We start from the raw sequence: 15,312 nt of genomic DNA, 5'->3' as shown, positions 1-15,312 counted from the left end.
CCACCTAAACTGTTTGCTCTGCTAATACAGTAGCACGGTCTTTATATTGAATATCATAGATGCGGCGGTAATAGCCACCTTCATTTGTAATTAACTGTTTATGTGTACCTCGTTCTACTATCTCTCCATCTTCTAACACTAAGATTTCATCAGCATCTTTTACAGATGAAATACGATGAGCAATAACGAACGTTGTACGATTTTCCATTACTTCACTTAATTCTTTTTGTATGCGAGTTTCCGTTTCCATATCAACCGCAGAAGTCGCATCATCTAAAACTAGAATGCTAGGATTGATTAAAATAGATCGGGCAATTGCAATTCGCTGCTTTTGACCACCTGACAATCCCATTCCTCGTTCACCTAAACGAGTCTCGTAACCTTCAGGCAGTTCGCAAATAAAGTCATGCGCTTGTGCACGTTTCGCTGCAGCAACAATTTCCTCCATACTTGCGTCAGGATTTCCGTAAGAAATGTTGTCTTTAATCGAAGACGAGAATAAAAATGACTCTTGTAATACGAAACCGATATGCTTACGTAAACTTTCAATTGTATAATTGTTTAGTGGTTTTCCATCGATTAAAATTTCACCAGAAGTAGGCTCATAAAAACGAGACATTAATTGCGTGATACTCGTTTTACCAGATCCAGTTGCCCCGATTAAACCTATGACAGACCCTTGTTTTGCTTTAAACGAAATATTTTTTAAGTCTACCTCATCTTCTTCGTCAATATATTTTAATGACACATTACGAAACTCAACATCACCTTTAATTGTTTCTACCGCTTCCGCAGTTGAGTTATCTACAATTTCCTCATCTGCATCAAGCACCTCAATTAAGCGCTCACCTGATGCTTTTGATTGCGAGAACATATTAATGATAAATCCTAAGTTCATTAATGGTCCTAAAATGTACCAAACGAGACTAAAGAAAGCTACTAATTCCCCTGGCTGTAATTCGTTATTCATTACTAGATATCCACCAAGAGAAAGAATTGCTACGACACAAAGATTTCCGATTAACTCCATTAATGGGAAATACTTTGCCCAAATGTTAGATGTCGTAATAAACTGGTTCTTATAATCTCCATTTTTATCTACGAAACTATTAATCTCAAAATCTTCTCTTGAAAGTGCCTTTACAGTATTCATCCCACTAATATTTTCTTGCACCTTCGTATTTAACTTAGCAAATGATTTACGTATTCCTTTAAATGCTGGATGTACGCGCTTATCAAAGCGAAAGACTGTAACAGCTAAAAATGGCATTGCAATTAATGTAACTAATGCAAGTGGTACTGAATAATAAAACATAACTGTCAAACTTAATCCTACTAATAAAATAAAGTGGAAAAGTTGTGCAAATCCGAATGATAAAAAGAAGCGGAACCCTTCAACGTCAGCTGTTAAACGTGACATTAAGTCTCCAGTTTTTGCATTGTCATAATAACGAAATGGTAAGTATTGTAGTTTTTTGTAAAGAGCATTTCGAAGAGCGTAAACGGAGCGGATACCGAACAAGTCACCACAATATTGGTGGAAATATGTCGCTACTCCTTTAATTCCCCACAAGATAACAAACCCGATTGCTAGCATTGGAATTAAATCGTACTTTTCTTTTCCAACGACATCATCAATTGTAAATTGAAGAATCATTGGGTAAACAACAGTAATTGACGTTACGAATAATAACGAAATCATTGACCATATAAAATAACCTTTATACGGTAAGTAAAACTCTTTTAACCTTTTAAATGTATCCATAATTGCACCCCCTATGTTGAAAAAACACGTAGTATAAATATATCGTGTTCCGAAATAAATTACCACAAATTTGCTATTAATTTTTCTTATTTTTTATTCTATTTCGAATCTTCCCTTTTAACATCCTTATTACGCTCCATCTTTGTCTCATACTTTAGTCTGAGATTTTTTGAACGCAAAAAAAGTGCAACAGCATATGCCGTTGCACTTTTATATTTATAAATTAAAGAGTTCCTTGACCTGGCTTCCAGTTTGCTGGGCAAAGTCCACCAGTTTGAAGCGCTTGTAAAATACGTAATGTTTCGTTTACGTCACGACCAACATCTAAGTTGTTGATTGCAGAATAAGCTAATTCACCTTCAGGGCTGATGATGAATACACCGCGAAGTGCAATACCTTTTTCTTCGATTAGAACACCATAATCAGCAGATACAGTGTGGTTCGTGTCAGCTGCTAATGGGTATTTTAATTCACCTAAGCCGTTTTCATCACGAGAAGTGTTGATCCAAGCTTTGTGAGTGTGGATTGTATCAGTTGAAACACCGATTACTTCTGCATCTAAATCTTCGAACTCATCGTAGCGATCAGAGAATGCAATGATTTCTGTCGGACAAACGAAAGTGAAGTCCATTGGATAGAAGAAAAGAACTGTCCACTTGTCGTTTTTCATGTTCTCTTCTAAGCTTACTTTACCAAATTCTTTGTTTGGAAGAACAGCATCCATTTCAAAACGTGGAGCTTGTTTTCCTACTGTACGTTCTGCCATATGTAAATACCTCCTAATAATTTATGCTTTATTGCGCCTTGAATTAAGCGCTTGCACTACGGTTATCATTATATAAAACGTCTAGTTTTTAGTCAATATTAAATTAAAATTAATTTAATCTGAATGACAACCTTTGTCCTACTTATGAAGTATACCCTTTCCTTCCTAATAATAAACAAAAACCAAATGAGCAGATGATTTTACTAGAAATAATTATCTTGTTAGAATTATTATTAAGATGACCGTTTATAAGTCTTTAAACTGGGAAAAATAATCTTATAAAGGAGCTGACTTTTAGAAATGGTCGAATGGATTGAAAATATTAAATGGAATGAATTGATGGTAGCTGTTGGGGTAAATCTTCTCCAAATTTTAGCTATTATTATCGTCTTTTTAATTGCAAAGAAAATTGGAAATAACGTTTTACACCGTTCATTTGAAAGACTTTCAAAAAAAGATGATATTTCTATTCAAAGAGTAAAAACGTTAGAGAAACTATCGTTTAACATAATTACTTACGTTTTTGGTTTTATCGCAATCGTCATGATTTTTGAAGTGTTCGGACTTGATACAAAAACATTAATTGCAGGTGCAGGTGTACTTGGTTTAGCAATAGGTTTTGGTGCGCAAGGACTTGTAAGTGACGTTGTGACTGGATTCTTCTTATTAATTGAAAAGCAAATTGAAGTAGACAATTATGTCACGATGGCTGGTTATTCAGGAATTGTTGAAGAAGTCGGGTTAAAAACGACGACGGTACGTGGATTTGACGGAACGCTTAACTATATACCTAACCGTGAAATTAGCAGTTTAAGTAACCACTCAAGAGGAAATATGCGTGCACTCGTTGATATCGGTATTTCTTATAATGACGATATTGATAAAGCAATGACAGTGCTTCAAGATGCTTGTGATGCTGTTGCTGCAGAAAGTCCAGAAATTGTGGAAGGACCGAACGTGCTTGGCGTACAAAGCTTTGGTTCATCTGACGTTGTTTTACGTGTTGTTGCCAAAACAGAAAATATGCAACAATGGGCTATTGAGCGTAAATTACGTAAAGCAATTAAAGAAGCATTTGATAAAAATAATATTGAAATTCCATATCCACACCAAGTTTACATTTCAAAAACTGAAGAAGCATAATTTAGAGCATTAAAAAAGGAACAGCATTTACGCTGTTCCTTTTTATTGTTGTAAGCGGCTTTCTACTTGCTGACACACTTCTTCAGCTGTAAGGCCATCGGCATTAATTACCGCACCTTTCATTTGTGTATCTTGCATTCCCATGACATTTTGATCGCCACCAGTGATCACGCAGCAATCACATCCAGCTGCATCTTGTTCTTGTTTTAACTGCACTACATCATATCCCTTTTGTTGCAACGCATTTTGTACATTCGTTAAGGACTGTTCTACACCAACTTTTGCCATTTGTCCCACCTCCTATACATAATGTGCGCAATCTTTGCCTCTTTATTCCAATATTTTTTTAATAGATGCTATAATAAAATAAAGATTTGTATCTAAAGGATGATGTATGATGAACACAAACCAACTCTTTAATGAGATTGATAAATTAAAAAATGATTTAGATCGAAAGAGACCACTTCCAAGTGAAGTAGTAAAGAATTTACGCGACCACTTGATTGTAGAATGGACATATCACTCAAATGGTATTGAAGGTAATACTTTAACTTTATCAGAAACAAAAGTTGTCCTTGAAGATGGTATTACGATAGGTGGTAAGTTAATGAGGGAGCATCTCGAAGCGATTAATCATAAAGAGGCTATCTCCTTTATTGAAGACCAAGTTAAAGACGATACATCTATTACTCAACAGACGATTAAAGACATTCATGCCATTATTTTAAGAGGAATTGACGCAGAAAATGCTGGTGTTTATCGAAAAGTTAAAGTATTAATTTCTGGTGCGGAACATGTTCCTCCTAGTCCTCTTGTACTTGAGGATGAAATGGAAGGTCTCATTGATTGGTATAAAAAAACAACTGTTCATCCAATAGAAAGAGCTGCGTTACTTCATAGTTTCTTCGTTAAAATTCATCCATTTATTGACGGGAATGGAAGGACTGCAAGATTGTTATTAAATCTTGACCTTATGAAGTCTGGATATTTACCAATTGTCTTAAGAAAAGAACAACGTTTGCAATATTACGAAGCATTAGACCAATCTCACGTAAAGCAGAAATATTCTCCGTTTGTAAATATGGTTGGAGAAAGTTTAAAACAGAGAATGAAATATATATTAGAATTTTTAGAGTAAGCTTTTAATACCCACTTTGCCAAATTAGAAAGAGGCATGGTGGGTTATTGTATTTATATTGCAGGAATTAACTGTACTAGCTTTCGTTCCAGTTATGGAAACTTGATTACCCCATGTGTCATACGTGTAGGAGACGACTTCTGTTCCTGTTGAATCTAGTAACCCAACAACATCCCCCTGCAAGTTATAGACGTAGAAGTATTCTTCTCCGTTTAAGTTCATGCTGATTAACGTATCGTCATACGTGTAGTAAATGTCATCTGTGCCGTTTGTTTCGTACGTGACGCGTGAGCCTTCTAAGCGGTATGTTGTTGTTACACCGTTTACTGTTTTTTCTGTACGAATACCACTGTCATTATACTTGTAGGACGTTGTGATGCCATTTCCAGTAATACCCGCAAGCTGATTTCCTGCATCCCAACTGTAAGTATAATTATCATAGGTTAACGGGTTTCCTATTTCATCATACGTTATTTCTTTTCCATCATACGATGTGAGCTTGTCTTTCCAATTCGCATCGGTATAACTGTAGTTAATCGTTTTCGTAGCTGTACCAAGTGCTCCTATCGTATATGGATATTCGGTTTTCGAGAGGATATTTCCTCCTACATCATAGTCATAAACGTATGAAACGGTACTTCCTTTTCCTTGTTGAAATGATAAAATTCTATTTTCTGATAGTGCATAATCTAGAATTATTAGAAGCTAGAATTCGATTAATGTAACCGCACTAAGTATCTTTCATAATATAAGAACCTTGAAAGGCATATAGCCAATCAAGGTTTATCAGTTTATTCACATTCTCTTATGATTTGTTCGGGCACATCTTCAAAAATTAAAATCTCAGGTTTAGAATATGGTTTTTCTTGAAAGTACTGTTCCAAAGTAACCATACTCTCCCAGTATTCCTTTATCCAATGCTCAATACTTCTACCAGTATCGAAATTTAACACTTCCTCGTCTGTATCTTTTAAATCCTCATAAAATGCTTGGTCATAGATATTTATAGATACCTCACCATTAAACACTAAGACTTTATTTGTGAAAAGTGGAAAGCAAAATGATTTAGAAAATCGATTTGTTAAATCAGCTCCTACTGCTTTTCTAAAATCAATCCAATCAGGTGCTTCTTTTGGTTTAAGTTTTTCTGTAATTTCTATCTTGACCTTCCCACCATTGCTATAACGATTATTGGATTTTGTATTGGATTTAATCCCAAAAGTCAGGATTTCTTCTAAAGGTACATGAAACTCATGGCTTTCAGGTAAATAAGAATGGTATAACATAATGTCCAAAACTATCACTTTCCTTATAAATTTATTTTCTTGGTACATATGGAAAATGTGAACTTCTATTAGGATTATCTATATTATCAAACACTCTATGACTACCAGTTGGCGTATCTAGTGTACTAATATTACCATTAAACTCCTTATAATACTTTGTTATCCTCATAGTATTCGGATTATTTGGATTCGGCCAATTAGAAAATGCCTTATCTGGATTACTAATTGTCTCTTGTCTCAACTTACCGACATCTACATTCTCTCCATATTGAGACCTTTTTGGTGTTGATGGTATACTAGAGTCATACAAATGTTTTTCTGCATGGGGGTAACAAAATCATTTGGGTTACTACCACCACCCTGTTTAAGAGGCACAGCATTACTATTACCCTTAGAGCCCCTCACTCCACTTGCAACTAACCCATCTATGTTCTTTCCAGCTTTTATTGCTAGGTTAGCGCCTTTAACGACTTTGCCCCACGGCGTGAGGTTAACTGCAGCTATGACATCATTTCCATCCCATTTTCCGTCTGTTAATGTTTGTAAGTCGTCTAAAATTAGTACCTTCGCAGTTTTCGTTACAACTTTTTTCGTTACTTTAATAATCGATTTCCAGAAGTAACCTGTCGGATCAACGTACATGACTGGGTTGTTTTTCGCATATGCAAAGGCATTGTGGCTTAATAAATCACCAGTTAATCCACGGAACGTATCTGCATTTAAAAACCTTCCCCACTCAGAGTTGTAATATCTAGCATTTAAGTAGTAAAGCTTCGTTTCACTGTCATAACGATATCCACGGTAACGATATGGGTTCTTTGCTCCTACTGTACTTGCTTTGGTTCCAGTTATGGAAACTTGATTACCCCACGTGTCATATTGGTACGTTACAACTTCTTGGCCAGAAGAATCTAGTAAACCAACAACATCTCCCTGCAAGTTATATACGTAGAAGTATTCTTCTCCGTTTAAGTTCATGCTGATTAACGTATCGTCATACGTGTAATAGATTTCATCTGTACCGTTTGTTTCATACGTGACGCGAGAACCTTCTAGACGGTATGTGGTTGTGACACCATTTACTGTTTTTTCTGTACGAATACCACTGTCATTATACTTGAAGGACGTTGTGATGCCATTTCCACTAATACCCCCAAGCTGATTTCCTGCTTCCCAACTATATGTATAATTATCATACGTTAACGGGTTTCCTATTTCATCATACGTTATTTCTTTTCCATCATACGATGTGAGCTTGACTTTCCAATTCGCATCGGTATAGTTGTAGTTAATCGTTTTCGTAGCTATACCAAGTGTTCCTATCGTATATGGATATTCGGTTTTAGAGAGAATATTTCCTCCTACATCATAAGCATAAACAATCGTTTTGTTTAAGACTTCGTTATCTTCTCGAACTAGCTCATTTAATTCATTGTAGTGGTAAATGATTGTTTGACCATTCTCAGTCGTTGTTTCAATATTCCCACTGTTATTGTAATCATATGTGAAACTATGATTACCTGTTGAAATTGAGTCGATTAGAGTTGTTGTCGAATGCTCTCCATAACCACCTGGCGCGTACGTATAGGAAGTTTTGTTCACTTCTGTTTCGCCGAGTTTTAATATAAAATGATTTATGGTCAGAATTTGTTGATAGAGTAAACCTATCAACAAATGAATAAGTAGTATTGTGATAGCCATCGACATTCAGGAGTTAATCGTGGTGGAGTAGTCCTCACTATAAAATAAATAGGGCATATAATTTACAGTTGTTGTACATACTTTATAATTCGTAAAAATATTATATAGGGCTTATGATCGCTATGTCTAACCTTTGAATAATATGCCGTTTATTCGGTACCCCATACCCAAAAAAAAGAGACGGTTATCATAGAATATAACCGCCTTAATTTGAAAAACTCACTTTACTTCGACTATGAAATCGTCTTCTAATTCATTTTGAGCTTCTTTGAAAACCTGTAAAACTTCTTCAGCGTATTTTCCAATATACACTTTACTTTTTTCAAAATTTACCCATACGAGCAACAAAGGCAAATCTATAAAACCAGTAATACAATCCCATAAAGCATTTAAATTTTCACCATAATAATCAGGTAATTCCATTTTCACCTTAATATACTTATGAAATTCTTCTATATTAAGAAACTCTTCACCATTTATTATTACCTTATTCATTCTTACACCACCGACTTTATTTAATTCTTGTGAATGTTTGGTAATGGTCAGTTGTTTTATAAATTAAACCATCATTAGAATACAATAATCTTTCTCCACCTCGAAAACCAGAAGTGTAATTGATATCAGCCTCATACCATACTCTTCCTGAGGAACTTGGTAAAAGGTTTTCTTTATTTTTGAAAATATCACCACCAATACTCTTTCCAGGTGCTACATCCGCTAAATTTCCCTCTCTAGGATTCCAACCTAATATTCTTGCTTCTTTTTTTGTTATATAATTATCAGGTAGTTTTCCATTTTTCCTAACATAATTAGCTACATCATCAAAGCTATTAAGAACTTTACCTGCACCTTTACCAAATAATTTACTTACAAAGCCAATTGCCTTACTTGTACCCTTTGCAACCAAACCAGATCCAGGCATAAAGGATAAATAAACATCTATAGTGTACAAAACACTCTCAGTGTTTATCCCATCAGTTGTTGGAGCACCGGCACCAAAAACCTCTGGGGTAATCCCCATCGCATAATACCCCGTCGGATCAAACAACATCACCGGATTGTTCAGCACGTATGCATAGACATTATGACTTAAAAGTTCGCCTGTAAATCCTCCGAATGAGTCTGCATTCAGCATTCGTCCCCACTCTGGGTTATAGTATCTAGCGTTTAGGTAGTATAGCCCTGTTTCACTGTCATAGCGATACCCTCGATAACGGTATGGGTTCTTTTCTCCGACTGTACTTGCTTTTGTTCCAGTTATTGAAATGACTTGCCCCCACGTGTCGTACGTGTAGGAAACGATTTCTGTTCCAGTGGAATCTAGTAATCCAACAACATCCCCCTGCAAGTTATAGACGTAGAAGTATTCTTCGCCGTTTAAGTTCATGCTGATGAGTTTGCTGTCGTACGTGTAATAGATTTCATCATCACCAGTTGTTTCGTACGTGACGTGCGAGCCTTCAAGGTAATAGTTTGTAGTTACGCCATTCACTGTTTTTTCCGTACGGTAGCCACCATCGTTATACTTGTAAGAAGTGGTGACTTCGGTGCTGGATATTCCTGCAAGCTGGTCTCCTGCTTCCCACGTATACGTGTAACCGTCATAGCTAATCGGATTACCTATCGCGTCATAATCAATCGTTTTACCATCGTATTTCGTTAATTGGTCCTTCCAGTTTGCATTACCATACGTATAGTCAATCTTTGTACCTGTAACCCCGGCTAAATCTCCTAGTGTATAAGGATATTCTGTTTTTGAGAGGATATTTCCTCCTAAGTCGTAATCATAAACGATTGTTTTGTTGACTACTTCGTTGTCTTCACGGACAAGTTCATTTAATTCATTATAGTCATAATTTATCGTTTTCGTTGTTGAACCATCATTATCTTTAATCTCTGTGATATTGCCTACATCATCAAACATAAACGTGTAAGTATGACCATTTGTTGTCATTGTTTTGACTAATGATGTTGTCGAGTTTGTTCCTTGACCACCAGCTTCAAATGTATAAGACGTCGTATTAATTGGCGTTGTGTTATACGTAACTGTTCGAGTATCTAAACGACCGATCGTATCATAATTGTTTGACACCTTATTTTGCACACCATCACGAGTGTAGGTGACATCCTTTAAGCGATTGTCTTTGTCGTACAGATAGTCCGTTACGAATTGTTTGTTATTAATTTCTTCCGTTACTTTACTAATGTTGTTGTTGACATCGTAGTTATAACTAATGGCATAACCATTATTAGCGACAACAGACACAAGACGCTCAGCTAAATCGTACTCATAGCGATAATCAACACCATTCACCATATCTTCATGATAGCCTAAGTTTCCACTTGCGTTGAAGTGATACTTATACTGCAGAACATCATTCACTAGTAGTCCCGTCATTTAATCTTTGCAAAAAAACCTTAAGAGGTATTCCTCTTAAGGTAAATAAAATAATTATATATTGGTTAATCTATTCGAGCGGAAGTTAATTACCATACTACTGTTTCGTCTCCTCTTATGAACATGGCTGCCTCGGGACCCTCATAATCTTCATCTCTCAAAGAAATTTCTAATAGTATATTCATTTCAAAAACTAATTTTATCCCCTCATTTTCAACAAGAATAACCTTTTCCACTTTTTTATTAATTAATGAACACAATTCATCTCTATATCCTTTTGTACCATGACTATAAGTGTATTTGTTATTTTGGACTGTTGGTAATGTATAAGTGTTTAAAGTAGCAGGTTCGTATATACCTTCAAAACCTAACTGAATGTAATCCCTTATGAAAACAACAGAAGTCATTTCAACTCCTTTAAGCCAATATATACCTAACCTATTTTCTAATGACATATGTTACCCCTCCAGTTCTAATTTATTATTTAGTTACAATATGCCACCAAGGGTCTGATTTCCCAATTGTTCTCCCTGTTATTGGATTTACTGCTTGATTTGATTTATTAAAATAAGATGCATATCCAGTTGGATATCTCCAAGTAGGTTCCATAATTCTAACACCTTTAACTGCATTATTTAGTACATTTCCACCGCTACCGCCTTTATATAAAAAACCTAAACCATTTTCTACAGGCCCTGGACCTTTTGCACCTTTTGGGACGGGTATTGCAGTTCCTACTGGAGATACAATAAAGTCGGGTGAACTTGAATTCTTTTTAGTACCTTTTTCCGCTTTTCTTATATTGTGATATTCACTATAATTCTTTTTCGCTGTTTCTAGATTTTTCCCTTTTAATGCATTTTGATTTGTTGTTTTTGTTATTTTATTATTAGGCCTTCTTGTTTTTCCACGCATCGGCACTCCAAAGCCATAATTCTTTTCAGAAAAATGTCCCGTCGGATCATACAACATCACCGGATTGTTCTGCACGTATGCATAGACGTTATGGCTTAGGAGTTCGCCTGTAAATCCACCAAAGGAGTCTGCATTCAGCATTCGTCCCCACTCTGGGTTGTAGTATCTAGCGTTTAGATAATATAATCCTGTTTCACTATCATAGCGATAGCCTCTGTAACGATAAGGGTTCTTTTCTCCAACTGTACTTGCTTTCGTTCCAGTTATCGAAATAACTTTCCCCCACGTGTCGTACGTGTAAGAAACGACTTCTGTACCTGAAGAATCTAGTAAACCAACAACATCACCCTGCAAGTTATAGACGTAGAAGTATTCTTCACCGTTTAAGTTCATGCTGATGAGTTTGCTGTCGTACGTGTAGTAGATTTCATCAGTTCCATTTGTTTCGTACGTGACGTGTGAGCCTTCAAGGTAATAGTTTGTAGTGACGCCATTCACTGTTTTTTCCGTACGGTAGCCACTGTCGTTGTACTTATAAGAAGTGTTAACTCCGTTGCCAGTAATTCCTGCAAGCTGGTCTCCTGCTTCCCACGTATACGTGTAGCCGTCATAGCTGATTGGATTACCAATCGTATCATACGAAATTGATTTTCCATTGTACTCAGTTAACTTATTTTTCCAGTTTTCATCCCTATAAGTTAAGAAGTTAAAACTATGTTATTTGTACATATTCATAACAAAAATGGCATGTAAAATCTATTGTCCATTCACACGCCATTTTTATAGTAAATCATTTGTTATTCTAAAAAGGATAGGTCACTAATCTCTTTATATTTCTAAGTTAATTTTTACTGATTTTATCTTTATACTCTTTTATTATCTTTATATTTAAATCCCTAATCTCTGTAAAATGCCACTCGAAAGTTGTTAGTATTCTATGTAACTCAAATACCATTTCCTCTACTTGGTTACCATCATTTAAATTTACAGTATTAGATTCAACTAATAGTTCATCTAAACTTTTAGACAATAATTTAAAATCGTTTAAATTATCGTACTGTTCAATAAAATCATCCTTAGTTACAATATTAGCTTTAGAATTAAGTTTTTCAAGTATTACCAATACCTCTCTCAACTTATTTTCCAATATTATTTTCTCCATTCTCTAACATTACGTCCAAATGCTTTTTTAGTTTTATCAGTATTTAATGTACCATCTAAATTTAACACATGTATTACATGGCCTGTTTTATTTATGACCTCTAAATGATCTTTATGCATCCCGTCCAGGTAAATTCCATAACCTTTCTTAAGATATTCACTACTTGTTTTTTGTGTAACTTTGTAAATTACTTGTCCATCATATTTAATATTTGATTTGCTTAAAGAATTTTTAATAGATTGTCCAAACTCCATATCAAAGAACTCATTCATATTAGAGACAGATTTAACTGTAGCATTACTTATTAAAGGTCCTAAAGCCTTTGCACCATACTTGGCAAGAAACTTGCCACCGCCTCCTGTTGCTGCGGTATATAAAGCTTCCTTCCCTGCTTCTTTCGCTACACCTTTCATGCCCTCTTCTTCATAAGCGTTATACATTGATATTGCAAAATCTACAGCAAGTGCTGTTACTAGTATAGCCGGTAAAATAAATTGACCAAAATGCCCAGTCGGATCATACAACATCACCGGATTGTTCTGAACATAGGCGTAGACGTTGTGGCTTAGCAGTTCGCCTGTAAATCCACCGAACGAATCTGCATTCAGCATTCGTCCCCACTCTGGATTATAGTATCTAGCGTTTAGATAATATAATCCTGTTTCACTGTCATAGCGATAGCCTCTGTAACGATAAGGATTCTTAACTCCTACCGTATCTTTGTCTGTACCAGTAATTGAAAGGACTTTCCCCCACGTGTCGTACGTGTAGGAAACTACTTCTGTACCAGTTGAATCTAGTAATCCAACAACATCCCCTTGCAAGTTATAGACGTAGAAGTATTCTTCACCGTTTAAGTTCATGCTGATGAGTTTGCTGTCGTATGTGTAATAGATTTCATCAGTTCCAGTTGTTTCGTACGTGACGTGTGAGCCTTCAAGGTAATAGTTTGTAGTGACGCCATTTACAGTTTTTTCTGTACGGAAGCCACCGTCGTTATACTTGTAAGAAGTGGTGACTTCGGTGCTGGATATTCCTGCAAGCTGGTCTCCTGCTTCCCATGAATACGTGTAGCCATCATAGCTAATGGGGTTTCCTATCGCATCGTAATCAATCGTTTTACCATCGTATTTCGTTAACTGATCTTTCCAGTTTGCATTACCATACGTATAGTCAATCTTTGTACCTGTAACCCCTGTTAAATCTCCTAGTGTATAAGGATATTCTGTTTTCGAGAGGATATTTCCTCCTAAGTCGTAATCATAAACGATTGTTTTGTTGATTACTTTGTTATCCTCACGGACAAGTTCATTTAATTCATTATAGTCATAATTTATCGCTTTTGTTGTTGAACCATCATTATCTGTAATCTCTGTGATATTACCTACATCATCATACGTAAACGTGTACGTATGACCGTTTGTTGTCATTGTCTTCACTAATGATGTTGTCGAGTTAGTTCCTTGACCACCAGCTTCAAATGTATAAGACGTCGTATTTATAGGCGTTGTGTTATGCGTAACTGTGCGAGTATCTAAACGACCGATCGTATCGTAATTGTTCGACACCTTATTTAGCACACCATCACGAGTATAGGTAACATCCTTTAAGCGATTATCATTGTCGTACAGATAATCCGTTTCGAATTGCTTGTTATTAATTTCTTCTGTTACTTTACTAATGTTGTTGTTGACATCGTAGTTATAGCTGATTGCATAACCGTTATTAGCGACAACAGACACAAGACGCTCCGCTAAATCGTACTCATAGCGATAATCAACACCATTCACGATATCTTCATGATAACCTAAGTTGCCACTAGCGTTGAAGTGATACTTAAACTGCAGGTCACCATTCACTAGTAGTTCAGTCATTCGGTCAAGATTATCGTACTCGTAACTAATTGTATCATTATTACTATATTGCGTGCTTAATAGCTTGCCAGTAGATATCGTTTGACCGTTTTTATCTACCGTTTGTTCATAATTATTTGTTGTTAACAGTTGATCACCAACATAAATCCCTGTTGTATTACCAAAATCATCGTAATTGAATGAATATGTGACAGAAGAAGTGGCATCAATGTTATGAGACACTGTTTTCATGCGGTCGTTTTCATAAGAATAATCGTTCGTAACTCTTGCCATAATGTCATTTCTATTTTGGTTATAGATGTTTTCAATAATTGGATCAGGAATTGCTTTAGCACTATACGTAAATTGTTCCATTAGTCCGTTTAGTTGGTATTTTCCAAAATAGCTGCTGCCGAGTGCTATTTTACCATTAGAAAAGTCTCTAAAATCACTTGTTGAAGCAGTGTACTTATTACCATTTAAATAGAAGGTAACATTTAAATTCGCTTGATCATACTCCCACTTTAACGACATAAATTGCCATTCATTTAATGGTACTGTTTCGGTAGTCGTAATGAGCTTATATACGTTGTCGTCACCATTCTTACGATAACCCACAGATACGATATTATCTGTTCCTATGACAACATTAAATAATTCTTTATTTGTTCCTTCAATCGAAACGATATGTCTACTATAAGAAGGTACAGTTTTTGTTTTAAACCATGTCGTCATAGTACCAGCATCTTTACTTACATTTAGATCATATAAGTTTTTCGCTGATGCAAGTGTTGATGTAGTAAAAGGCGAATCGAAATCCTTATTTTCTAACTGAACTGCGTCAAAGCGAATGATATCGTTATCCTTCACACTTGTTCGGATAATAGCCCTAATTTTCACAGTACCGGCTGGCACTGTGAATGTATGACTAATTTTTTCCCATTCATTTTCTTGGATGTTTTTTGTGAAAATTTCATATAGCAGTAAGTTATCATTACTATCAAATGCCTGTAATGATAATTTTGGTTGCGAACTTCCAAGACGCTTTGCATAAGCACTTAGTGTGTATATTTGATTAGATGTTAATGGGCTAGATAATATAATATTTTGATATCCAAGTGAATTTAAGAAAATTTGTTGGAAATAAACTAAAAAACTCACCAGTTGGTGAGTTGTCGAATAAAC

15 protein-coding genes are annotated in these 15,312 nt (G+C 35.6%); 2 read left to right on the top strand and 13 right to left on the bottom strand.

The window, feature by feature from the left end:
• Nucleotides 1–4: 4 nt before the first annotated feature.
• Nucleotides 5–1,765 carry an ABC transporter ATP-binding protein gene (locus CIB95_RS02280; RefSeq protein ID WP_094921275.1) on the bottom strand — a complete coding sequence of 587 codons (1,761 nt, stop codon included), beginning with the start codon at nucleotides 1,763–1,765 and terminating at the stop codon, nucleotides 5–7.
• A gap of 223 nt (nucleotides 1,766–1,988) precedes the next feature.
• Nucleotides 1,989–2,531, bottom strand: coding sequence for a peroxiredoxin (locus CIB95_RS02275; protein WP_094921272.1), 543 nt, complete (start codon nucleotides 2,529–2,531; stop codon nucleotides 1,989–1,991).
• A 300-nt stretch (nucleotides 2,532–2,831) separates the two neighbouring features.
• Between CIB95_RS02275 and CIB95_RS02270 the strand changes: the two genes are divergently transcribed.
• Nucleotides 2,832–3,674: a mechanosensitive ion channel family protein gene (locus CIB95_RS02270; RefSeq protein WP_094921269.1), complete on the top strand. Its 843-nt coding sequence runs from the start codon at nucleotides 2,832–2,834 to the stop codon at nucleotides 3,672–3,674.
• 42 nt (nucleotides 3,675–3,716) lie between these two features.
• On the opposite strand, the gene CIB95_RS02265 is transcribed toward CIB95_RS02270, so the two are convergent.
• Nucleotides 3,717–3,962: a YkuS family protein gene (locus tag CIB95_RS02265; protein WP_094921266.1), complete on the bottom strand. Its 246-nt coding sequence runs from the start codon at nucleotides 3,960–3,962 to the stop codon at nucleotides 3,717–3,719.
• 109 nt (nucleotides 3,963–4,071) lie between these two features.
• Between CIB95_RS02265 and CIB95_RS02260 the strand changes: the two genes are divergently transcribed.
• Nucleotides 4,072–4,812: a Fic family protein gene (locus tag CIB95_RS02260; protein WP_198949160.1), complete on the top strand. Its 741-nt coding sequence runs from the start codon at nucleotides 4,072–4,074 to the stop codon at nucleotides 4,810–4,812.
• A 24-nt stretch (nucleotides 4,813–4,836) separates the two neighbouring features.
• Here CIB95_RS02260 and CIB95_RS16390 read toward each other — a convergent pair whose 3' ends face one another.
• The 10 genes from CIB95_RS16390 to CIB95_RS16300 form a co-directional block, all read right to left on the bottom strand.
• On the bottom strand, nucleotides 4,837–5,034 hold the full coding sequence (locus tag CIB95_RS16390) for a hypothetical protein (protein ID WP_233143876.1): 198 nt from the start codon (nucleotides 5,032–5,034) through the stop codon (nucleotides 4,837–4,839).
• A 569-nt stretch (nucleotides 5,035–5,603) separates the two neighbouring features.
• Nucleotides 5,604–6,098, bottom strand: coding sequence for a DNA polymerase III (locus tag CIB95_RS02255; RefSeq protein ID WP_332892785.1), 495 nt, complete (start codon nucleotides 6,096–6,098; stop codon nucleotides 5,604–5,606).
• Between the two features lie 31 nt (nucleotides 6,099–6,129).
• The gene (locus CIB95_RS16305; RefSeq protein ID WP_198949150.1) at nucleotides 6,130–6,339 is read right to left on the bottom strand and encodes a hypothetical protein; all 210 of its coding nucleotides are present in this window, start codon (nucleotides 6,337–6,339) and stop codon (nucleotides 6,130–6,132) included.
• Nucleotides 6,340–6,350: 11 nt separating this feature from the next.
• Entirely contained in the window at nucleotides 6,351–7,700 is a 1,350-nt protein-coding gene (locus CIB95_RS02245; RefSeq protein WP_198949149.1) for an RHS repeat-associated core domain-containing protein, read from the bottom strand.
• Between the two features lie 318 nt (nucleotides 7,701–8,018).
• Nucleotides 8,019–8,294 (bottom strand): barstar family protein, encoded by a 276-nt coding sequence (locus CIB95_RS02240; protein ID WP_094921261.1) that lies wholly within the window; start codon nucleotides 8,292–8,294, stop codon nucleotides 8,019–8,021.
• A gap of 16 nt (nucleotides 8,295–8,310) precedes the next feature.
• Nucleotides 8,311–10,182, bottom strand: coding sequence for an RHS repeat-associated core domain-containing protein (locus CIB95_RS16015; protein WP_158217544.1), 1,872 nt, complete (start codon nucleotides 10,180–10,182; stop codon nucleotides 8,311–8,313).
• A gap of 104 nt (nucleotides 10,183–10,286) precedes the next feature.
• A complete protein-coding gene (locus CIB95_RS02230; RefSeq protein ID WP_094921258.1) occupies nucleotides 10,287–10,652 on the bottom strand; it encodes a hypothetical protein in 366 nt (121 codons plus the stop codon).
• Nucleotides 10,653–10,677: 25 nt separating this feature from the next.
• A complete protein-coding gene (locus tag CIB95_RS02225) occupies nucleotides 10,678–11,610 on the bottom strand; it encodes an RHS repeat-associated core domain-containing protein (protein WP_198949148.1) in 933 nt (310 codons plus the stop codon).
• Nucleotides 11,611–11,953: 343 nt separating this feature from the next.
• Nucleotides 11,954–12,259 carry a hypothetical protein gene (locus CIB95_RS02220; protein WP_094921252.1) on the bottom strand — a complete coding sequence of 102 codons (306 nt, stop codon included), beginning with the start codon at nucleotides 12,257–12,259 and terminating at the stop codon, nucleotides 11,954–11,956.
• Nucleotides 12,260–12,261: 2 nt separating this feature from the next.
• A complete protein-coding gene (locus CIB95_RS16300) occupies nucleotides 12,262–15,288 on the bottom strand; it encodes an RHS repeat domain-containing protein (RefSeq protein ID WP_094921249.1) in 3,027 nt (1,008 codons plus the stop codon).
• Nucleotides 15,289–15,312: the final 24 nt, after the last annotated feature.

The sequence above is a fragment of the Lottiidibacillus patelloidae genome (genome assembly GCF_002262935.1).
Lineage (GTDB): Bacteria > Bacillota > Bacilli > Bacillales > SA5d-4 > Lottiidibacillus > Lottiidibacillus patelloidae.
Note: the sequence above shows the minus strand (reverse complement) of the source record. Positions and strands in the feature narration are given on the sequence as shown.

Coding starts and splice junctions, on each gene's coding strand:
- CIB95_RS02230 (WP_094921258.1), bottom strand. CDS start 10,652: ATGTCATTAGAAAATAGGTTAGGTATATATTGGCTTAAAGGAGTTGAA.
- CIB95_RS02270 (WP_094921269.1), top strand. CDS start 2,832: ATGGTCGAATGGATTGAAAATATTAAATGGAATGAATTGATGGTAGCT.
- CIB95_RS02255 (WP_332892785.1), bottom strand. CDS start 6,098: ATGTTATACCATTCTTATTTACCTGAAAGCCATGAGTTTCATGTACCT.
- CIB95_RS16390 (WP_233143876.1), bottom strand. CDS start 5,034: ATGAACTTAAACGGAGAAGAATACTTCTACGTCTATAACTTGCAGGGG.
- CIB95_RS02265 (WP_094921266.1), bottom strand. CDS start 3,962: ATGGCAAAAGTTGGTGTAGAACAGTCCTTAACGAATGTACAAAATGCG.
- CIB95_RS02275 (WP_094921272.1), bottom strand. CDS start 2,531: ATGGCAGAACGTACAGTAGGAAAACAAGCTCCACGTTTTGAAATGGAT.
- CIB95_RS02260 (WP_198949160.1), top strand. CDS start 4,072: ATGAACACAAACCAACTCTTTAATGAGATTGATAAATTAAAAAATGAT.
- CIB95_RS02240 (WP_094921261.1), bottom strand. CDS start 8,294: ATGAATAAGGTAATAATAAATGGTGAAGAGTTTCTTAATATAGAAGAA.
- CIB95_RS02280 (WP_094921275.1), bottom strand. CDS start 1,765: ATGGATACATTTAAAAGGTTAAAAGAGTTTTACTTACCGTATAAAGGT.